Annotated in this window: 29 protein-coding genes and 1 pseudogene; 16 read left to right on the top strand and 14 right to left on the bottom strand. The window is 43.6% G+C overall.

Translation table 11 applies throughout. From position 1 onward, the window contains the following. Window positions 1–87: 87 nt before the first annotated feature. A complete protein-coding gene (locus tag QT974_RS06875) occupies window positions 88–879 on the bottom strand; it encodes an HAD family hydrolase (protein WP_333467774.1) in 792 nt (263 codons plus the stop codon). 275 nt (window positions 880–1154) lie between these two features. On the opposite strand from QT974_RS06875, the gene argB reads away from it, so the two are divergent. The 3 genes and pseudogenes from argB to QT974_RS34730 all read left to right on the top strand — a co-directional run bounded on the left by argB (window position 1155) and on the right by QT974_RS34730 (window position 3115). Further along, window positions 1155–2054, top strand: coding sequence for an acetylglutamate kinase (argB, locus tag QT974_RS06870; protein ID WP_333467773.1), 900 nt, complete (start codon window positions 1155–1157; stop codon window positions 2052–2054). 139 nt (window positions 2055–2193) lie between these two features. After that, window positions 2194–2682: a hypothetical protein gene (locus QT974_RS06865; protein ID WP_333467772.1), complete on the top strand. Its 489-nt coding sequence runs from the start codon at window positions 2194–2196 to the stop codon at window positions 2680–2682. Beyond that, window positions 2675–3115 (top strand): annotated as a pseudogene (locus QT974_RS34730) (DUF7689 domain-containing protein). The gene QT974_RS06865 and the pseudogene QT974_RS34730 overlap by 8 nt, the downstream one beginning before the upstream one ends. Before the next feature lie 262 nt (window positions 3116–3377). Here the strand turns inward: QT974_RS34730 and QT974_RS06850 are convergent. Continuing rightward, window positions 3378–3635, bottom strand: a complete 258-nt coding sequence (locus QT974_RS06850; protein ID WP_333467769.1) for a hypothetical protein — start codon at window positions 3633–3635, stop codon at window positions 3378–3380. A 157-nt stretch (window positions 3636–3792) separates the two neighbouring features. Here QT974_RS06850 and QT974_RS06845 point away from each other — a divergent pair, with 157 nt between their 5' ends. Genes QT974_RS06845 through QT974_RS06835 form a run of 3 tightly spaced genes read left to right on the top strand, consistent with a single transcriptional unit; the run spans window position 3793 to window position 4423 of the window. Then, entirely contained in the window at window positions 3793–4086 is a 294-nt protein-coding gene (locus tag QT974_RS06845) for a DUF433 domain-containing protein (protein WP_096828231.1), read from the top strand. After that, entirely contained in the window at window positions 4083–4262 is a 180-nt protein-coding gene (locus QT974_RS06840) for a DUF5615 family PIN-like protein (protein ID WP_333467768.1), read from the top strand. Before QT974_RS06845 ends, QT974_RS06840 begins: the two co-directional genes overlap by 4 nt. Before the next feature lie 26 nt (window positions 4263–4288). Further along, window positions 4289–4423 (top strand): hypothetical protein, encoded by a 135-nt coding sequence (locus QT974_RS06835; RefSeq protein ID WP_333467767.1) that lies wholly within the window; start codon window positions 4289–4291, stop codon window positions 4421–4423. Window positions 4424–4659: 236 nt separating this feature from the next. Here QT974_RS06835 and QT974_RS34725 read toward each other — a convergent pair whose 3' ends face one another. Together QT974_RS34725 and QT974_RS06830 are read right to left on the bottom strand one after the other, a co-directional pair. After that, window positions 4660–4875 carry a DUF5615 family PIN-like protein gene (locus QT974_RS34725; protein ID WP_442933160.1) on the bottom strand — a complete coding sequence of 72 codons (216 nt, stop codon included), beginning with the start codon at window positions 4873–4875 and terminating at the stop codon, window positions 4660–4662. Then, window positions 4875–5099 (bottom strand): DUF433 domain-containing protein, encoded by a 225-nt coding sequence (locus tag QT974_RS06830; protein WP_026794260.1) that lies wholly within the window; start codon window positions 5097–5099, stop codon window positions 4875–4877. Before QT974_RS06830 ends, QT974_RS34725 begins: the two co-directional genes overlap by 1 nt. Window positions 5100–5280: 181 nt before the next feature. On the opposite strand from QT974_RS06830, the gene QT974_RS06825 reads away from it, so the two are divergent. Together QT974_RS06825 and QT974_RS06820 are read left to right on the top strand one after the other, a co-directional pair. After that, complete coding sequence (locus QT974_RS06825) at window positions 5281–5625, top strand: DUF6883 domain-containing protein (protein WP_333467766.1); 345 nt, start codon at window positions 5281–5283, stop codon at window positions 5623–5625. Then, window positions 5609–5872, top strand: a complete 264-nt coding sequence (locus QT974_RS06820) for a DUF4926 domain-containing protein (protein ID WP_333467765.1) — start codon at window positions 5609–5611, stop codon at window positions 5870–5872. The genes QT974_RS06825 and QT974_RS06820 overlap by 17 nt, the downstream gene beginning before the upstream one ends. Before the next feature lie 95 nt (window positions 5873–5967). On the opposite strand, the gene QT974_RS06815 is transcribed toward QT974_RS06820, so the two are convergent. Then, a complete protein-coding gene (locus QT974_RS06815; RefSeq protein ID WP_333467764.1) occupies window positions 5968–6264 on the bottom strand; it encodes a hypothetical protein in 297 nt (98 codons plus the stop codon). Next, entirely contained in the window at window positions 6251–6688 is a 438-nt protein-coding gene (locus QT974_RS06810) for a BrnT family toxin (RefSeq protein WP_333467763.1), read from the bottom strand. Before QT974_RS06810 ends, QT974_RS06815 begins: the two co-directional genes overlap by 14 nt. A 20-nt stretch (window positions 6689–6708) precedes the next feature. Here QT974_RS06810 and QT974_RS06805 point away from each other — a divergent pair, with 20 nt between their 5' ends. From QT974_RS06805 to QT974_RS06780, 6 genes are all read left to right on the top strand, one after another. Further along, window positions 6709–6918, top strand: coding sequence for a type II toxin-antitoxin system RelE family toxin (locus QT974_RS06805; protein WP_333467762.1), 210 nt, complete (start codon window positions 6709–6711; stop codon window positions 6916–6918). Between the two features lie 80 nt (window positions 6919–6998). Then, window positions 6999–7313, top strand: coding sequence for a hypothetical protein (locus QT974_RS06800; RefSeq protein ID WP_333467761.1), 315 nt, complete (start codon window positions 6999–7001; stop codon window positions 7311–7313). 193 nt (window positions 7314–7506) lie between these two features. Beyond that, window positions 7507–7926, top strand: a complete 420-nt coding sequence (locus QT974_RS06795; protein WP_333467760.1) for an element excision factor XisH family protein — start codon at window positions 7507–7509, stop codon at window positions 7924–7926. Next, window positions 7914–8285, top strand: coding sequence for a XisI protein (locus QT974_RS06790; RefSeq protein ID WP_333467759.1), 372 nt, complete (start codon window positions 7914–7916; stop codon window positions 8283–8285). Before QT974_RS06795 ends, QT974_RS06790 begins: the two co-directional genes overlap by 13 nt. A 226-nt stretch (window positions 8286–8511) precedes the next feature. Next, entirely contained in the window at window positions 8512–8712 is a 201-nt protein-coding gene (locus tag QT974_RS06785) for a type II toxin-antitoxin system VapB family antitoxin (protein WP_333467758.1), read from the top strand. Then, window positions 8709–8996: a PIN domain nuclease gene (locus tag QT974_RS06780; RefSeq protein WP_333467757.1), complete on the top strand. Its 288-nt coding sequence runs from the start codon at window positions 8709–8711 to the stop codon at window positions 8994–8996. Before QT974_RS06785 ends, QT974_RS06780 begins: the two co-directional genes overlap by 4 nt. 273 nt (window positions 8997–9269) lie before the next feature. Here the strand turns inward: QT974_RS06780 and QT974_RS06775 are convergent, their stop codons facing one another. Together QT974_RS06775 and QT974_RS06770 are read right to left on the bottom strand one after the other, a co-directional pair. Then, window positions 9270–10031, bottom strand: coding sequence for a calcium-binding protein (locus QT974_RS06775; RefSeq protein ID WP_333467756.1), 762 nt, complete (start codon window positions 10029–10031; stop codon window positions 9270–9272). A gap of 150 nt (window positions 10032–10181) precedes the next feature. Then, window positions 10182–11897 (bottom strand): M23 family metallopeptidase, encoded by a 1716-nt coding sequence (locus QT974_RS06770; RefSeq protein WP_333467755.1) that lies wholly within the window; start codon window positions 11895–11897, stop codon window positions 10182–10184. A gap of 620 nt (window positions 11898–12517) precedes the next feature. On the opposite strand from QT974_RS06770, the gene QT974_RS06765 reads away from it, so the two are divergent. Further along, the gene (locus QT974_RS06765; protein ID WP_333467754.1) at window positions 12518–13021 is read left to right on the top strand and encodes a helix-turn-helix transcriptional regulator; all 504 of its coding nucleotides are present in this window, start codon (window positions 12518–12520) and stop codon (window positions 13019–13021) included. Window positions 13022–13405: 384 nt separating this feature from the next. Here QT974_RS06765 and QT974_RS06760 read toward each other — a convergent pair whose 3' ends face one another. The 4 genes from QT974_RS06760 to msrA all read right to left on the bottom strand — a co-directional run bounded on the left by QT974_RS06760 (window position 13406) and on the right by msrA (window position 15833). Further along, window positions 13406–13987 carry a DUF948 domain-containing protein gene (locus QT974_RS06760; RefSeq protein ID WP_333467753.1) on the bottom strand — a complete coding sequence of 194 codons (582 nt, stop codon included), beginning with the start codon at window positions 13985–13987 and terminating at the stop codon, window positions 13406–13408. Between the two features lie 103 nt (window positions 13988–14090). Continuing rightward, window positions 14091–14435 carry a YtxH domain-containing protein gene (locus QT974_RS06755; RefSeq protein WP_333467752.1) on the bottom strand — a complete coding sequence of 115 codons (345 nt, stop codon included), beginning with the start codon at window positions 14433–14435 and terminating at the stop codon, window positions 14091–14093. Between the two features lie 35 nt (window positions 14436–14470). Beyond that, entirely contained in the window at window positions 14471–14776 is a 306-nt protein-coding gene (locus QT974_RS06750) for a hypothetical protein (RefSeq protein WP_333467751.1), read from the bottom strand. A 403-nt stretch (window positions 14777–15179) separates the two neighbouring features. Beyond that, a complete protein-coding gene (gene msrA / locus QT974_RS06745; RefSeq protein ID WP_333467750.1) occupies window positions 15180–15833 on the bottom strand; it encodes a peptide-methionine (S)-S-oxide reductase MsrA in 654 nt (217 codons plus the stop codon). Window positions 15834–16150: 317 nt separating this feature from the next. Here msrA and QT974_RS06740 point away from each other — a divergent pair, with 317 nt between their 5' ends. Beyond that, window positions 16151–16288 (top strand): hypothetical protein, encoded by a 138-nt coding sequence (locus tag QT974_RS06740; RefSeq protein WP_333467749.1) that lies wholly within the window; start codon window positions 16151–16153, stop codon window positions 16286–16288. A gap of 253 nt (window positions 16289–16541) precedes the next feature. On the opposite strand, the gene QT974_RS06735 is transcribed toward QT974_RS06740, so the two are convergent. After that, on the bottom strand, window positions 16542–17468 hold the full coding sequence (locus QT974_RS06735; protein WP_333467748.1) for a DUF6999 family protein: 927 nt from the start codon (window positions 17466–17468) through the stop codon (window positions 16542–16544). Next, window positions 17468–19336: a 3-oxoacyl-[acyl-carrier-protein] synthase III C-terminal domain-containing protein gene (locus tag QT974_RS06730; protein ID WP_333467747.1), complete on the bottom strand. Its 1869-nt coding sequence runs from the start codon at window positions 19334–19336 to the stop codon at window positions 17468–17470. The genes QT974_RS06735 and QT974_RS06730 overlap by 1 nt, the downstream gene beginning before the upstream one ends. Window positions 19337–19505: the final 169 nt, after the last annotated feature.

Here is a 19505-nt window from a genome sequence, read left to right as displayed (position 1 = left end):
TTATTAGTTATTGGTTATTGGTTATTGGTCAACTAATAACAGTTAACCAATAACAGTTAACTAATAACAGTTAACTGTTAACGGCTGTCAGTCTACTATCACTTGTTGTCCCGAACCTAATAAGTGATGAACGGCAATAATCAAGTCGCTAAGAATGAAATTCGGCTGGTGCTTTTGCAGTTGATAGCGGCTGCGAATGCCGCAGGTAACGGCAATTGTAGGTATTCCCAATGCTTGTCCTGCGAGGATATCTGCTTCGGTATCTCCGATCATCCAAGCCGAACTCAGGGATGACTCAAATTCTTCTGCAACTTCAGCCAATAATTCAGTTTTTAAGGCTGTATAGTTGTGATAGGCGGCATCTGTCATCTGAGTCCCGCGAATGCTGGTAAACAGTCTGGCTAAACCGTAATTTTGCAATAGTTGAACGGCTTGATTTCTCGGCCGCAGGGTGACTAAAATCAGCCGCACGCCGCGAGAATGCAGAAGTGCGATCGCCCACTGCACTCCCGGCTGGATGCGGTCTAAGTGCAACAAGTCGGGCTGATTGACAATCCGAGTCACGCATCCGAGAAAAACATGAATTTCTTCTCCCGACAAGCCGGAACTTTTGGCTATTTCAGCATCGGGCACTCGGTTTTGCTTCATTTGCCAAAACTGCTGTTTGCTGAGAATTTGGAGTTTGAGGTTGATTCCCTGAACCCCGTAGGCTGCTTGGGTGTCGGCCAATCCCTGTTGATAGGTAGTGTAGTAGCGATCGGACACATCGACTATGGGCCCGTCTAAATCGCAAAATACGGTCATCCGGGGGGACGAGTCAGCGTCTGATGGTAGCTTGTATTGAAGGTTTTCGGAGTCCGGGGCAACAGCAGTTAACATAAAAGGTTAAGTAAATCTGGGTAGCGATACATTTATTTACTTTAGCAAGAATTGTATAAGTTAGAATAGAAAGATTAAAGTAAAATTATTAAGAAAACCTATTTGAATTCGGGATACTCTTGGAGGGCTGCGCCAACGGGCGATCGGGCATGGGTGCATGGAGATTAATCTGTCTGGTGAGTGCTGACTAATGACTTCTTCATTCTTTTTGCGTTTGTTGATGATAGCTGGAGACATTAAACTTTAGACTTAAGTTTTTAGCCATTTGTCCTCATATGCTCAAACACAGCGATTTTGCCAGGAACGTAGAAACCAATCGGGTTCAGGTGCTTTCAGAAGCACTGCCTTACATTCAACAGTTTGCCGGCCGCACAATTGTGGTCAAATACGGCGGTGCCGCGATGAAGGATGGCCGTCTCAAAGAAAAGGTAATACGAGATATCGTGCTGCTATCCTGCGTGGGGATGCGTCCGGTGGTGGTTCACGGCGGAGGCCCGGAAATTAATATTTGGCTGGAAAAGCTGGGCATTGAGCCACAATTTAAGGATGGTTTGAGGGTGACTGATGCCGCCACGATGGAAGTCGTGGAGATGGTTTTGGTGGGGAAGGTAAATAAGGAAATTGTTTCCTTAATTAACCAAGCTGGCGGCAAAGCAGTAGGGTTGTGCGGCATTGATGGCAATCTGATTCAAGCTCGTCCAGATGGCCGCGAGGGCATTGGGTTTGTGGGCGAAGTCAGCGGCGTAAAAATCCAGATTTTGGAGTCTTTGGTCAACAGCGGATATATTCCGGTGGTGTCGAGTGTGGCTGCGGATGAAAACGGTCAATCTTACAATATTAATGCTGACACGGTGGCTGGGGAGATTGCGGCTGGTTTGGGTGCGGAAAAGTTGATTTTGATGACTGATACTGCTGGAATTTTAGAGGATTATCACCAGCCAGACAGTTTGATTGTGAAGTTAGATATTCAAGAGGCTCGACAGTTAATTGAGTCTGGGATTGTTTCTGGGGGGATGATTCCCAAGGTTAATTGTTGTGTCCGGAGTTTAGCTCAGGGTGTTAAGGCTGCTCATATTATTGATGGTCGCCTGGAACACGCTTTGCTGCAAGAAATCTTCAGCGATTCGGGTATTGGGTCGATGATTGTTGCTTCGGGATATGGTGGAACGAAGTAAAATGTATTGATGGGCGATCGCCCTTTCGGACAATAAGGGCGATCGACCTTTTTTCAAAACTGTAGCAACAACTGTCAGATCGCATAAAAGGTGAGTAATTGGCTTGCTACTTAAGGCATCATGCTAGTTGGTAAGCCAGATGAACACGATAGCGATCGCCCTTTCAGATGAACGCCTACTAAAATTACAACAAGTCGCGAACAACTTAAATATCTCGATAGAAGAGTTAGTTTTAATAGGCATAGAAAACTTGCTCGCACAGGCAGAAGTTTATTCACAAAATACCGCTAAAAATAGCCTCCCCAAAAAAGCAGAAATTTCCCCTGATATAGTTGACAAATTTCATGCACTAGCCTCGGATTGGAAGCAAGATGTTGCTGGACTGTCTTCAACTACCCAGATGTCTGAGCATCCGGCCTATCAAGAAATTATTGAGATGGGAACTAAAATTGTGCCGCTGTTACTATCGGAACTGAATAATAATCCCCTTTACTGGTTATCCGCTTTGAGTGCAATTACTGGTGAAAATCCCATTAAACCAGAACAAAGGGGAAGGGTAAAACAGATGGGATCAGCTTGGATAGAGTGGGGGAGAAATCAAGGCTACGCGGTTGAAGAGAATGTATAAAAGACCAGAATTTGAATTTAAGTGGCCCAATTTGTCTGGGACTGATTATCAAGTTACCAGTCCCAAATCTCAAGAATATAACTGTTTTGCATGGGCTGCTGAAGAAGACGATCGTTGGTGGCAACCGATACCTGGAGAGCAATTTTATTGGCATGACGGTGTGTCGCAAAAAGAGACTATAGAGGCATATATTCAGGCTTATTAAATGCTGGGATATGAAATTTGCAAGGACGATTTATTAGAAGTTGGATATCAGAAAATAGCGATATATGTTGACTTAAACGGTATTCCAACTCATGCAGCTAGACAATTAGTGAATGGTAAGTGGACGAGTAAGCTGGGCTGGTTGGAAGATATGGAACATGAACTTGATGGACTGGTTGGCGACAGGTACGGAGTTGTCGGTCAAATTCTTAAACGTGCGGTAAATTAGCGAAGGGCGATCGCACTTTCGGACAATAAGGGCGAGATCCCTTTGGGATTCGACATGGGAAAGCCGATCGCACTTTCGGAAAAAAAGGGCGAGATCCCTTCAAAAAAAGAAGAATTGCGCTACAATCAAAGCATTATGAGACAGCTTTGAGGTATTGCGTTACAGGCTTCAAATCGATGTCATCGTTAGAAGTGAGTATTTTAAATAGATGACGCGGAATGCCTGCTGCAATCAAAGTTTCTAAATCGCGATCGAGGTTTGATCAGTCCTCATAGATGCCCACAAACTGAGTTACGCAAGCTAAAGATTCATCTTTCGGGTCATTGACTCCCGTGTATCTGTACTGAATATCAAAACCTGCTTTTTCGCCAATTTCTTCGATATCCCAGTCTACAAGATCTAGGGAAATTGCTTCAACGGCCAAGGCAATATGACCGGGCGGTATGGGGTCAAGAGGCTCGCAGCACCAGCCCTCAGAATTGTTCCAGACACTCTTACCAAAAGATTCTCGAATTTTCATGTCTTTTCCCTCACTCAAAGCAGCAGCGAAACCAGGCTTTATAGTTAAATAAGCTTAACATTTGAAAAGTGAAAATTAGGTTATGTTAAACTACAACTAGCCTGATGGCGTTTTAGCGTAAGTTATAATCAAGATCGATGTGTCCGCTTAATCTCCCATGACTACACAATCTGCTTCGCGTTATGTCGCACGTCACCCTGAAATCTTGCAAGGGGAACCAATTATCGCAGGAACGAGAACTTCCGTTCGTGCGATCGTGGAATTGTGGCGTTTGGGTATTACTCCTGAAGAAATTCCGATGCACTTACCTCATCTGAAATTAGCTCAAATTTTTGACGCACTGAGCTTTTATTTAGATAACCAGGAAGAAATAAATACTTATATTGAGCGCAATCGAATTCCTGAAGAATTGATTCATCCGGCTGTTAAAGCTGCCATGAAAAAACCGTGAAACTATTTGCAACTATTCATACAGATGAAGATGTTTCTAGGCTGGTAGCTACTTTGTTACGGGCTAGGGGTTTTGATGTGACGACAACCATCGAACAGGGAATGTTGAGTCGATCGGATAGCCAACAATTGGCTTATGCTGCATCTGTCGATGTTTGCTCACTCATAATCGCGTAGATTTTGAACGACTACATTTAGAATATATGACAGCAGGATGGGAACATTCTGGCATTATTGTAGTTCCTCAAAAGAACGCCTATGAGATTGCCCAACGAGCGGCTATTCTGTTAAATACGCTAACGGCTGATGAAATTGCCAATCAGCTTTTATATGTGTAAAGCGATCGCATTTTGGAATTAGACATGGCAAAGGCGAGATCCCTTTTGGTTATTTGGGGGAAAAGGGATTTCGCTGTCAATTTTTATTCTCGAATGCGAATTCTGTAAACTTCTACCAGTAGTAATTTACCTCGATAATGCTCCTCACTATCGTGCAATGATAAGTATTCTGTTAGCCTTGCCATCAACTGAGGAATAATTTCCGGGTGATTTCTCAGTTGAATAGAAATGATTCCTTAATATGAACTTGGCGGATAAGTCACAATATCTGCGAAGTCTCCATTCAGAGAAACAAGTATGGTATTTAATTCCTGAGCTTTGGCAATGACAATAATATCGGGAGATTCAATTGGGATGTAATCTCCCAATACAAAAACTTCATGCTCGGTATCACGAAGGATTTGAATAATAGACTTAGGAAGGCATTGATCGATGAACAATCTTAAACTCATTAGGCAACTGTTTCAAAATCCGACAAATCGCGAGCATAATCAAGACAAGCAGCTATCTGTTCTTTGACGATATCTGGGAACTCGTCCATGATTTGTTCTACAGTGTTATTTGATGCTAAATATCCTAAAATCAGACTAACGGGAATTCTAGTTCCTTTGATTCTTGGTTTGCCTCGCAGTACGTCGGGGGTACTAACGATATGTTCTCTCCAGTTTACAGGCATAACTTGTCCTTTCTGAATCTGATAAGTTATATTTTAACTTAGGGAGGGCGATCGCCCTTTGATATTGGGGATGGGAGAGAGCCGATCGCACTTTCGGACAATAAGCGCGATCGCACTTTCGGACAAAGCATCTACCTTACAATAAAAATTGAAACTAATTAGGGGGTGAGCAGGAGTTATAATGAAACTACCCAATGGCGATCGGGCTGAAGTTTCTCTGCAAAAGCTAGTCGGCTACTGCTTAAATCCAGAGCATTCTCGCGGAAAGCACAAAGCCAGAGTTTTTGCATCGGTTTTGGGAATCACGGCTAACAATGCAGAAGTTTTGCAAGAGCTTATTCAAAAAGCAGCCATTGAAGGTGAAGTTGTCCAAGAAAATACTACTGATTTTGGGCAACAGTTTAAAGTTGATTGGACGATACCCGATACAGCGGGGATTGAGCTTCGGACAATCTGGGAAATTACTCGGACTAATTCTAACCCTCGTTTGATTTCAGCTTTTTTAAACCATGATAAAAAACTTTAGACTTTTGGATTCTGTGGCAATTCTCAAGCCGGTTTCAAATACGCGATTAACTCTAGTGGAACCGGAATACGAATCTGTTTCTAGTTTGCCAGTAGGGCTTGTGGGAACTATTGTCGAAGTGTATGATACGGGAAAGGAATCTCAGTATTTAGTGGAGTTTTCTGATAGTCAAGGGATTGAATATGCTATGGCTATTTTGAAAGCAGATGAAATTTTAGTTCTGCAATATGAACTTGCAGTTGCTTAGTAATGTGAGGGGAATAGAAGTTCGATAAGGGCGATCGTACTTTCGGAAAATAAGGGATCTCGCCTTTTAGTTTTGTAATGAAATCCAGCCATCATTTAACGTGCTGTTTCAGCTTGAATTTCTCGAAGAATAGTTGATATTTCTTCGACTGACTCAAGGTGCCTAGCCAAAACTTGAGCAGTTTTGTCCAGCAAGCGTTCTGAAAAGACTTTAGCTAAGTCTTCCCGTAAACCTTGCCCTATATAAAACTTAAGCAATGCTTGTACAGACATATCTCGATTTGCCGCTATTTTCTCAAGTGATGCTAAAGTATCTGTTGGAATGTTTAGCGAGACTATTTCCGCTGTACGAGGTCGCAATTGCAATTTTATTTCTGATTCAGAATTGTTCATATAATTTCCTTTCAGTGCGGGTTGCAGGACGGGAAGAAATGATGCGTATTCGCAAGCTGCGTTCTACATAAACAACCAGTAATAGGCGTTGAGTGCGGGAGTAACCCAGGATAAAGTTACGCTGTTCGTCATTAGCCGTTGCATCTCCCTCCTGATAGAATGGATCGAAGAAAACTTCTGCGGCTTCTTCAAAGCTAATGCCATCCTTTTCTAGGTTAATCTGGAATTTGTTTGTGTCCCATTCAAACTCAACGCCTTGCAGTCTATACACACACACTATCCATGCTTCGATATTAACATAATTTAAATAAGAGCGATCGCACTTTCGGACAATAAGGGCGAGATCCCTTTGGGATAGCTGGATGGAAAGGAGCGATCGCTTAATGTTACAAATTTGGCTATAATAATTAAAAAATGAGTACATTTAGTTAATAAATTAACTAAATGTACCAGATTGAATACACTCCGCAAGCAATACAAGACATAAAATACTTTAAGAAGCACGAGCAACAACAAATCTTGAGCGAAATTCCTGTGCAATTGCAATATGAACCTAGTGTTGAGACTCGCAATCGCAAGCGCACTCGACCTAATAGTATGGCGGAATGGGAATTGCGGATTGCGGAGTTTCGAGTCTTCTATAATGTTGAATAACAGGTACAGATTGTAGAAATTAAGCGTATTGGCGAAAAAGAGGGGAATACTTTTTTATTTCAAGGACAACAGAAGGATGTATGACAATTAAATGGAATTATCGAGTGTTTCTGGAAGATAACGGCGATTATATCATTCGGGAAGTGTTTTATCAAGAAAATGGAGCGATCGCGGGATGTACTGAAAATGCTGTGGAACCTTGGGGAAAAAGCTTGGAAGAATTAGCGAAAAATATTGAGTGGTTTAAAGAAGCATTGACGTTACCCATTTTGACAATCGCTGACATTCCAGAACCGCTTCGGAAATCGGAGTCAAAGCAAGAGCGAAGTGGCAATGTTTCTCACGAGCAACTGATGGCAGAGTTAGGTTTAGCTGAGCCATATCCCGTGAATTAAATGCAGAGGGCGAGATCCATTTTGGTTATGTGGGGAAAAGGGATCTCGCACTTTCGGACAAAAAGGGCGATTCCTAGGGGATAGCTACCCTTCGGGAACGCTTCGCGAACGCACGCGCTTACTTTGGTAGTAATGTCGGTAATTTATTTGCTATAATTAAAGCATCCTCATAGAGCGTTAAAAAGGAGCAAGAGTGTCAGCCAAAGATTACTATCATCCTGTTGTGAAACAGGCACTTATTAAAGCTGGCTGGAAAATCACTCACGATCCATTGTTAGTGAAATGGGCTAAGCGAAAACTATTTGTCGATCTCGGAGCCGAAAAACTGATTGCTGCTGAAAATAATCAGTCTAAGATAGCTGTTGAAGTTAAAAGTTTTATCAGTGATTCTAAAATTTTAGATTTAGAGAAAGCCTTGGGACAATACATTCTTTATCAGAAAATTTTAGAACAAACTGAACCGGAAAGAACGCTCTATCTTGCTATGCCGGTGATGTCTTTTGAAGAGCTTTTTATTGAAGATAAATTTGCCGATATTTTATTGATCGATAATCATTTAAAGTTAATTGTTTTTAATCCCGAAATGGAGGAGATTGTTAAATGGATACCATAGCAGATTGCCGCCAGATTGTCAAAGTGATTCTTAATGAATATTCAAGCTTTTTCGCTTCTGAAAGTGAGGTACAAACTCAAGTAATTTTCGATCTAGAAAACGATCGCTATATGTTGCTATCGATGGGATGGTTTCAGGGGAGAAGAATTCACGATTGCGTCATACATATGGATATTATCGACGGTCAAGTTTGGATTCAAGCTAATAATACCGATCGCTCGATCGCTGAAGAATTAGTAGCAGCGGGCATTCCCCCTAAGTTAATTGTTTTAGGACTTCAACCGCCAGAAGTAAGAGCTTATACAGCTTATGGCGTACCGAATTCAATACATTCTCAAGAATTATTGCAAGTGGGTTAAATTTGGAGAGGAAGAGCGATCGCCATTTTGGTTATTTGGACAATAAGGGATCTCGCCCTTTCGGACAATAAGGGCGAGATCCCTTTGGGATTCGGCATGGGAAAGGCGATCGCAATGCACGGACAATAAGGGCGATCGCACTATTGATGGAGTTTGAGTGCTACACTAAGATTACAGCATTGTTCGGTTGTAACTGCGTCATTCCCTACTTGCACGAGGAAAATACATGGTAACTACGCTCGAAATTGACAAAACTCTTCTTCAAGAAGCCCTTGATTTGAGTAACCATCCAACACCTACTACATTGATCGAAGCGGCTTTACGCGAGTACATTCAACGTCGCAAACAATTAAAAATATTGGAATTGTTTGGTAGTATTGAATACGATGAAGATTATAACTACAAGGAACAGCGACAAACAACATGAATGTTCTTGTTGATAGTTCCGTTTGGTCGCTGGCATTGCGACGCAACACAACAAACGATGCGATCGCGATCGTTAAAGTCCTACGCGATTTGATTGCAGATGGACGAGTTGTTTTACTGGGGGCTATTCGTCAGGAGGTGCTTTCTGGGGTGCGCTACAAGGAACAGTTTATTCGATTGCAAGAGTATCTTCGTGCTTTTCCTGATTTAGAGCTAACAACTGAAGATTATGAGTTAGTCGCAGAGTTTTTCAATACCTGTCGCAGTAATGGCGTTCAGGGTTAAAATACTGATTTTCTGTTATGTGCTGTTGCTCATCGTCGTGGTTATAGCATTTTGACTACTGATAAAGATTTTGATAATTTCCGATCGCACATTCCTGTCGTATTACTATGAGTTTGTAACGGATAAAAGCTTGATACGATCCGATCGCACTTTCGGACAATAAGCGCGATCGCACTTTGACCAGTCCTCATAGATACCGACACTGAAAGTAGCATCGCACTTTGGGAAAAAAACCATCGCCCCTAAGCATAAAAGGGGCGATACCACTACATTTTAAAATGGAATAGGAGGAAGTGGCACATTAGGCAACACAAAAATAGGATCAGAAGGCTGTGGAGGTTGTCCTGGTGTATTTACAGTCCCAGGACTCTCAAGCAGTGGTTGATTAGGCAACAAAAGGCTTGCAGTTGTGATACTGGAAGCCTGAACATTATTCAGTTGGGCTAATTGTTCACCTGTACTTCTAAGACTAAGTAGGGTATTAACACCTGCGGCTTGAATCAAGATGTCACTGATATTTACACCTGCTGGTACTTGGATAAAATCGCTCCCATTTCCAAAGTCGGTGATGATATCTAAACCGCCACCTGTTGACAGTACAAATCTATCGTTTCCCAGTCCACCTATGAGGGTATCATTTCCCTGATCGCCTGAGAGGAAATCATCTCCTGCATCGCCAAAGAGTTGATCGTTGCCTTTGCCACCAAATAAACTGTCGTTTCCATCTCCGCCTCTAATGATATCTTCATTAGAATCGCCTCGGATAGAGTCGTTGCCAATTCCTCCATCTACGAAATCGTTATCTTTACCACCTATCAGGGTATCGTTACCAGCACCACCTGAAATGCTATCTTGACCTTCATTTCCCAAAATTAGTTCGCTGTCGGCAGAGCCTATGACTGTATCATTTCCGGCGAGAACCCATGCACCAGCAGGTATATTTGTTAGTTGTCCGGGGGATAGGGTGATAGATTCAGAGGTGTTATCGCCGAGTAAGCGAACAAGATCATTATCATTGGTAAATCTTAATGGCATCTTTATTTTTTAAGATGTGAATTTGACTGGAACTAAAACTGGATGGGATGGGAATAAAATCGAGAGTAATTGCTTTTGGCAGGAGGTAAAATTCAGGTCAGATGAAAGAGTCATTTAAAAAAAAATTACCCAACCCAAAATCAACAGCATTTATTCTTTTATATTATTCCGATATTTCCAGTAGGCTTGAAGTGGACTCATTGTGTTTTGACGTACAAAACTAAGGTTTGACTGATCTTTATTCAAGCGATTAATACCACCAATAATGCTGTCATTAAAAGGAGGGGAGTCAACTTCAAGGTGGAAGTGTGTATTGTTTCCCTGATTGTTTACCTGGTCTACCACTGTGCCAATTTTTTCTCCTTGAGACACACCCTGGCCCTCTTGTTTACTGTTTTGGATGTGACCATATATCCACCGTCTACCATCAAAGCTTTCTACAGTGACAAATTTTCCTATTGAACCATAGTCTGTAACTTTTTTTACTGTACCCCCAACTATTGCAGAGACTTCTTGCCCAACGCCTGCTCTATAGTCAATCCCTGCATGAGCTTTCGTGCTTCCATTATAAGGATCACCACCGGGGTTGCCATTAGTGTAATCGTAAGCATAGCCAGTGTCTAGAGATAGAATCTTACCAAAAAGCGCCGTGGAAAGATCCTTTGAGACTTGCTTAACATCAGGTAGGGATTCATCAATTTCAGTTATTCTACCCGAATCCCTGTTGTTATCATTAAATTGATTGCCATCACCACTTTGCCGATCCCATTGATCATCTGTTAATGAAGAAAGTCCAGATATGTAGCTGCTACCATTCACTTTTTCCCAAGAAATATTGAGATTAGCATCACCTGTTCTGTCATAATGCCAAAAATAAACGTAATATTGCCCACTCTGAGAGGGAGTCCAACTATACTCTTTAAAAATTCCGTTTGGAAATGTCTGCCATTCAAATTGTTTTCTATCTTGACTCAGGGGCGTGATAACATCAAAATTTGATTTTCCAATCTGCCTGGCAGCCATTATCAGGGCATCATCTGCACTGACTCTAAAATTGTAACTCTTACCAGCTTCAAAAGTGGCTTGGGTCGCACCAGACGTAGCAAAATAGTCAAGTTTGTTAACAATATCAGTGTTAGGGGGATCAAAAGGAGAGCCTTGGCCCCAATTGATATTAATACCATCTTTACCATCAGATCGACTTCCATTCTGATCGCTACTACCGTCAGGCTTTAGCCAAAAATCACTATTCTTGCCCCTCGGATCTGTATAACGCCAAACTCTCCACTGCTGCTGATTCATTTCTATTGTGGTATCTTCACCACCTAGCAAAACAGTTGCTGTATCATCTTTACTCTTCAACCCCTGAAGCTCACCCTGAGTCAACTCCTTCCCCTGAACAACAGCAGCAAAAATCGCCCCCTCATCACCCGGTGAATCTGTAACATTCAACCGCGCATCAACAGAGTGCCCGATTTCTTCCCGCAACACATCCGCGATCGCCGCCGGATTCCCCGCATTCCCAGCCAAAAATTCCTTCGATAAATAAATCGTATCCGTCGCCGCAGCAAAAGCCCCATTCGCCCCACCAATCTCAGCAGATGAGACAACCTTCACCGGCGGGATATCGCTAAAATCTCCTTGAAACCATGCTTCTGCTAAGGCTTTCGCAGCCGCAGCATCCCAGTTTTCCCCAAAAGGCACATTCAGCTTAGCCGCGAAATCTGGATCGGCCGCAAACTTACTCAAATCCCCATAAACCTCTGACATCGCCTGACCTGTTAGCAAATCGACAGAGCTATCCGGTAAACTGCTGTTGGTGTCAGTTGTCGCACTAGCCATCCGGGTTAGCAAATCGTCAGGCAAAATGATATTGTCAAAGGCTTCAGGCGTTAAAGTCGGGAGATTAACTTCCTCACCGACACCCCCGGTTAGGACGCGGTTAGCATCTAGCTGCGGGATAATAGCCTTAATCGGTTCTAGGCTGGCATTCCAAGGAGCGATCGCACTTTCGTTATTAAATTCAGGCGTGAAAAAATTAGACACGTTATTTCCTCGTGTTGATTAGAGACAAGTACATAGACTTGCCTGTGTTTGCTTAGACTAAATAAACAAGTTGTTCTAAAAGCCGATCGGCCGATCGCCCTAATGCACCCTAAGCCCCGATGAACCGCAACAGTAGCGGTACTTAATCAAGCTCTATTTATCTATCAGGCTTAGTCCGCAAGTTTTATGCAAAATACTGTTTTTTTGTTAAAAAACTTTACCTAGCGCCGTCTGATGTTCGCAGATATTAGCTTTGAGGTTCCTTGCACCGATCGCGCCCATTGTTGAATCTGAGTATTTCTACTCGGCGTCACACCGCGTCAACGAACTCAAGTGAAGCTAATATCTGTAACATTACACTTTATAAATTTAAATGTCAACTAACAAAGGCTAGCAATTTCGGTTATGCTGTCGTTAGTCACATCTCAACACATCCAACAATGGCATCCAAGGAAGACTTATTTGCCGAAGCCGCCAAAAACTGGGACTTAGAAAGGCTCTACCAAGCTTTTGCAGAAGCTAAACGGCAAATCTCACCCCGATCGCGCAGGGGACTCACAGAAACCGAAAAACTCTACCTCCGAGGCTTGCTTTCCGGTTGCAGCCCCGCCGAAATCGCCCGACAACTGTTTCAGACTTCCAAAAGTGCAGAGGTTTATTTATGTAAAACTTTATACCAATATGTTAAAAAAATCGCAGATGTACCTAACGAACCTGTAGGAAATTGGCGCAATATTTGCGATCGGCTACAGGAAGCCGGATATAAAACTCAGTCTTCTCCTGAATTTAAAATAAATAATTCTGTACCTACAGAAGCATTAATAAAAATAGTTAATATAGGTTGGTTGGAGCAAAGTACAATATCAATGGATATCAACATCCAATTAACATTCCCCTCAACTTCAGAAACTCCAAAAACAGAAGACTTGGATAAAAAAGATTAGATGTGCGATCGCACAACCCAAACAAATCCCACAAATCAACCCTCTCTTCTCTTCGTCCGCGGAGGCGGACATTGTTTGTGTAGCAGCGGTTTCAACCGCCGAGGCTTCTTCGATACGCCGAGGCTTCTTCGCTCTACGCGCGGTTTCAACCGCCGAGGCTTCTTCGCTCTACGCGCGGTTTCAACCGCCGAGGCTTCCTCGCTCTACGCGCGGTTTCAACCGCCGAGGCTTCTTCGATCTACTATCCAAAACATCAAGGGGTACATCTGGTTTTTGAAGAGGGCGAAGCATGACCGCATATAAGTTATTAGTTATAATCTCATATTGACTGCGGTCATGCTTCGCCCCTACGGATATATTTGCCTTGCGCCAGATGCACCCACATCAAGAATCGCTCGATCGCACTTCCTCAAAATCTTCAGCATCCGCCGGCAAACCAGAACCCTCGCCATTCCTCAACCGTGGCGATTCTCCATTACCCGCACCCGCAGCGTAATTCCCAGAATACCTGTCATCCAAACCCGAATCCCTCAGCGAAATCGCACTTCTTTGACTCTGCGACAATCGATCGGTCGATCGGCGATTTGTCCCAGAAATCGGCGGCTTCCGAGTTAAAGTTTTCCAAGCAGCCATCACCCCAGTTACCACACTGCGAGTTGTCACCTGCACATTTTGCGCCTGCTTCTTCGCGCTACCAATACTTCGATCGACCTGTTTGACAACCTCCCCCGCACTTTGCACCCCATCGTTGACATCATCCGTCAACTCGCTAATTTCCAGCCCCGTCAACCGAATCGCCTCCAAAGTTGGCGGAAACTCGCGAGAAAGCGTGTCAGCCAGCTTTTCCACGCTGCGGGCTGCCCTTGCTAGCGCTTGCACCGCAGGTATTAAAGTCACTAAAACAGCAGTTAGGCTAACCGCCACTAGCAAAATCGAAAGTCCTAGCCAGAATATAGGGTCACTCACTTGAATCTCGGATTTGGGGCTGACCTAAGTGTTGCAGTAAATCAAGAATTGCGATCGGCTCGCAATGACTAAAATAGCTTATTTTCGATCGCTCCTCGCCTTGTTAGCGGATGGAAGGGCGTGACGGGGGACTCACTTCGACTTCTGTTTCCGACGACAGGGTTTGACGTTCGCGCTGAGTCGCTTCTAAGCCCGCTGCGATCGCCTCTTTGAGTCTAACCAAAGTTTCGTCCCAATTTCGCAGTGCAGTCTCAGAAAGTCGATCGGCCTGCAATTGGATGCTAGTAGATAAATCCTCCGCCAACTCCGGTAAAGCATCGGCCGATTTTTTCAATATCTGCCGCGTCTCCTTGCCCGTTCGCGGTGCCATCAGCAAACCCGTCACGGCCCCGATCGCCGAACCCACCAACAGACCGCCAATAAATAATCCTGAACGTTTACTTGACATTTTTATAACTTCTCTCCATACAATTTTAGGATAGCTTACCTCAAAGGTCGATCGCGCCGCCGCCAAAGCATCCGTCCCAAACCCAGCAATCCCAAAAGTTGCTGAACCTGTTGCAGTTGCAATTCCAGTTGTAGGTAATTCCGGCGTAACTGGTGCACACCTTGCTGTCTTTTTGCCAAGAAATCCGGCGATTTGCTGAGGACATTGCTGCTACAGCGATCGATTGCAGCGATCCGAACTTCAAAACGTGCGATCGTCCGCCTGATTTTCCACACTCTCGCAGCTATATAAAAACAGACCAGAGATATCATTAAATTGATAATTACAACAGCAGTCAGCATTTATCACCTATTTTCAACTACTAACATATTCCGCTGTTTGTGGCGAAATTCTCGCCCTATGCTGTAGGGACACTGCTGTGTTCATTAGTGTCAAATCAAGTCTGAATCCTGAGAAATCTCGCTTTTACCCCAGGCCAGATCCCCCTAAATCCCCCTTAAAAAGGGGGACTTTGATAACTTCCTGTCCCCCCCTTCTTAAGGGGGGCTAGGGGGGATCGAGTCTTAATCCCCCAACAGAAGTCTGCGACTGGGTTTAACATTAAATCGCTTCCTGCCCCCCCGCAACGATTCGGGGGGCTAGGGGCGATCGAGTCTTAGTCGCCCAACAGAAGTCTGTGACTGCATTTAACATTAAATTGACACCAACGAACCTTGTTGTATCCCCATCAAGCGGAACCAACACTCAAGCCTGAGACATAGCCGGCAAACAAACCTTAGTACCGCCCAAACCGCAATAACCGTTCGGGTTTTTAGCAAGATACTGCTGGTGATAGCTTTCTGCGTAATAAAACTCAGGAGCATCAATAATCTCCGTAGTAATCTTACCGTAGCCGGCCGGTGTCAGAGCTTGCTGGTAAGCATCACGGGAAGCTTCAGCAAGCTGCTTTTGGGTGGCTGAATAGGTGTAAATTCCCGAACGATATTGAGTGCCCGAATCATTTCCCTGACGCATTCCTTGAGTCGGATTGTGGCTTTCCCAAAAAACTTTAAGCAGTGTTTCGTAACTAACTTTTTTCGGATCGAACACAACCAAAACAACTTCATTATGTCCAGTCATCCCGCTGCAAACTTCATTGTAAGTAGGATTCGGAGTAATCCCCGCAGCGTAGCCAACCGCAGTCGAAAAAACGCCATTTTCCTGCCAAAATTTGCGTTCCGCGCCCCAAAAACAGCCCATACCAAACACCGCAGTTTCCATCCCGTTTGGAAACGGAGGCTTGAGGGGATTGCCGTTAACAAAGTGAGTTGCCGGTACCGGCATCAACTCTGCCCGTCCCGGCAATGCGTCTTGGGAAGAGGGCAGGCTCGACTTTTTGCCAAATCCAAATAGCGCCATAAGTTTGTAAGGGGATCTTTGATAAACATCTTTACTTTACTTAATAATATCAGATTTTTGCTGAAAATAGTGGGTCTCTTGACGCTGTGCGGCAAAGGGAACAAGACAAAATTATTTTTCGGAGGGGTTTTGGTGATACGGCTCACTGGCCCTGCGGTTTTTAATCACATGAGGCCGTGCTATCTGTCACCAAAAAATGCCTAAAATATCACCTATTGTTGAGGTACAAATCACGGGAATCGCAGGCAAAATATCCGATTATTAAAGGTGTGGTGTTGTAGTAGTTATTCAAGAGCATTTATAGGGAGTGTTAAAAAATGACGGTTAAATCTTGCAGCGCACCTTTAAAATCTAATCCGTTTATGACTTACCGCGATCCGATTACAGGTAAGTGGATTGTGATGTATCAGGATTTGTCGAAATTAGCAGAACAACCACAGCTAGCTGTGGCTTGATATTTTTTGTGGCATTTATCTTGAAATCAAGAATTTTTGGCAACTTGTTGGGTGGATCGGGTTAGAGGTTTTCGAGGATTCAGCAAATCAAATTATATCACTTAATTATCCTTAAAAAAGTGTTGGTTGTGAGCATTTTAGTTCGCGGGAATTTATGCGGACTGAAGTCCGAACGATCGAACCTGAATTTATGCGGACTGAAGTCCGAACGATCGAACCTGTTTGATTGTTTTTGTTTGAGGGTTGACTTACCCTAATTTTCAGCAATGCTCATCTCTTTTTGTAGTTCCAAGTACCGATAAAGATATTCCGAAATTATTCCGTGCAAAAACAAGTCTCGTGCTGCATTAAACGGACTATTTGGTGCTAGGGGGTGGCGGTTGACAATTACATGATTCCAGTCATGATTTCCGGTAATCTCGCTGACGTAGACTCCGAAGTTTTCATCTAACTGAAGCGACATCACTGCTCGCGCAAATTCGTCGCTAGTCAAACACAGAGAATAAAATACTTTAAACAATTCGATCGCAGATTCTAAATCCAAAATCCTCAGCCACCTGGGTTTCTGAAAATCTATTGCAAATTCTACAGGTTGAATGCTATCATAATTGATTCCGCGTTTTTTGACGAGCTGCAACCAGTTGGGATTTGTCAGCATTGCCTGGTTGTAATCCCAGACAAAGTTATACAAAATTAAATCGTGTTCGAGAAAGGCATTTTCTGCTAAATCGCTAACTGTACGCGGATAAAGTTTTGACTTTTCAATCTCGGTATCCGGGCCGTTATCAATTAAGAAGTTGATAATGTTGGAACCGATGCTGATGTGCCGCACAATTAAATAACAAGCTTCGGGCGAGACAAAGTTATTTAGGAAAAATGCAGCGGATTTGTGCATTAAAGTGTAAGCGCGAAATTGAAATGGCAACAAACGCTTTGCTGTCATAATTAGCGCCAGCAACAAGTTAGCAATTATTTTGATCGGGATGAGCAAATAATTGCGAGTCCAGTTTTGCAAATCCCGCATCATATATGCTTTTGCCACTAAATCGACGGGAATTGACCGATCGCAAAACAGCACGTCCCAAACATTCGGATCTCGGCGGTTGTACGGTTTCGTAGCATAGGGGATTTTCCGCTCATCGGGGAGATTTTTGATATCTTGTTTTTGCAGCTTTTGCATTAGCGGATTTCCTCCAATTGCAGCAAATATAAACGAGCAGTAACGCGGGCGGTTTTGACAATGCGGCGGGCGATGTCATCCGTCATCCACTCTGCATTAATCAAATTTTCTAATTTGGCTAAATGCGACTCGTCATTAGCTCCGTGATAAGCTAAAAACGATACTTGTTCGTCTTGCAAACCGAGAGTTTCTTTGATTTCTTTTGCCCATTTTCCCGCCAAGCGATTGCCCAATCCTTCGATAATAAACATACTGCCAATTAAATCAACCGGATTTTCCCGCGATGCTTGGTGGAAGATAAAAGCTGACAGTGCTTCGCTGCCAATATTCTTATCATATTCGACAATTTTTGACAACTCGCCTCCGACAGAAACATAATTCTGTTCTAGCATTTGATAGTCGCGGTGTTCGTCTTGGGCGTGGCCGATAAAAGTCGATCGCAAACGAAAGTCAGTCATGTTAGATGCAGCCCGAGCAATCCAGCGCGCTCCCTCGACAACTTGCGGGCGGAGATTGCACAGCAAAGCTTGATAGTCTTCTATTGTAAACTCTCCCCGGTACAATTTGCGGACGATGGGAACAGAACGAATTTCGCGATCGAATCTCAGCCAAATCCAGGCTAACTCCCGCAACAAATAAGCTTGCGGAGAGTAAAACATTTCCGGTTTAAGATTTTCGAGAGGTGAAGCTTCGGAAAATTCAATCGAGTTAGAACTTTGAGAAGTCATAGGTTTCTTGGTGCTTTCCACAACAGTTAACATTATGTATGCCGTTGTAAAGCGACCGCTTTCCGGAACAAAACAAAAGATTTTTTGTCCCGGCTGCAATTTGCCAGAATTGAACAATTCCTCTAACATTAAATAAATCGAGGCGCAGCCTGTATTTCCCCGCGAGTACAAGTTGGTAAACCATTTTTCTTCGGGAATCATGCAGCCGGCTTCTTCCAAAAGTTCGACAATTTGTCCCCGGAAAAAGTGAGACGAATAGTGGCACAGCAGCCAGTCAATTTCCTGCGGACAAACTCTCCCGTTTTTAATCAAGCTCAGCCAACCTTCAACGCCTAATTTCATTACATTGTCTAGCAAGCGAATATTTTGCCGCAAGTCAAAAGCTCCGGCTGTGGCTGCATCGAGGTAAGATGAATAATCTAACCAGCTTTTGGTTGATGTTTCGCTGGCTAATCCTGAATACATACAAACTGGATAGGCGTTGGCGTGGGAAATTAGCTCAATCCATTCTATTTTTAAGCTAATTCCTGCGCTGTTGGGATGGTTTTGTAGCAAAAATGCTCCGGCGCCGTCGGATAGCATCCACCGCAGAAATTCTGTATCGAAAGGTAGGGGTTTTCCGGCTTTAACTGATGTTTTTGCTTCAAATTTACTATTTTTGAACAGGCGCGAGGGAAATTCGGAGGCTACGGCGATTGCTGTTTGTTTTTTGCCGAGTTCGAGTTGAGACGCGGCGTAATTTAAGGCGGTAACTCCCGCACAGCAAACTCCTTGAGTTGAAACTATTTCTAGGGGAGATAATTCAGAAAGTTCCCCATGTACTGTGCTGGCAAATCCCGGTACTAATAAGTCTGGTAAAGTGGTAGCGCAGGCTAATAAGTCGATCGCCCCTGGTTCCAAATTTGCCTGGGCGATCGCGTCGCGGACGGCAAATGCTGCCATTTGGCTGTTAGAATAGAGTGTTTGCTGCTGTTTGTCGATCGCGTAATAGCGCTGTTTAATTCCGTTACTGTTGAGAATGCGCTGTCTGACTCTCGAAGGGCGCGAGGCAATTTTGCCTAGATACTCCTCCATCTCATCATTATTAATCGGTTCCCCCGGCAAAAATTTCCCAATCCGATTGATATAAGCGCTGTGCATACCGTCAACCTCTTAAAATGCTAATTTAGTCGAGTTCGTTGTTTGTTAAGTAAGTGAGTGTAAATCAATTTAACCAGAAAGAATTGGTTGAAAGCCCCAAGCCTGCTGGGGAGAAATTAAAATCAGACTATTCATTACTCCAATCCTCGGACTTAAGGGTAGAGGTCGC

Origin of the sequence: Microcoleus sp. BM001215392 (assembly GCF_036700185.1) — a bacterium.
Taxonomy (GTDB): domain Bacteria; phylum Cyanobacteriota; class Cyanobacteriia; order Cyanobacteriales; family Microcoleaceae; genus Microcoleus.
Note: the sequence above shows the minus strand (reverse complement) of the source record. Positions and strands in the feature narration are given on the sequence as shown.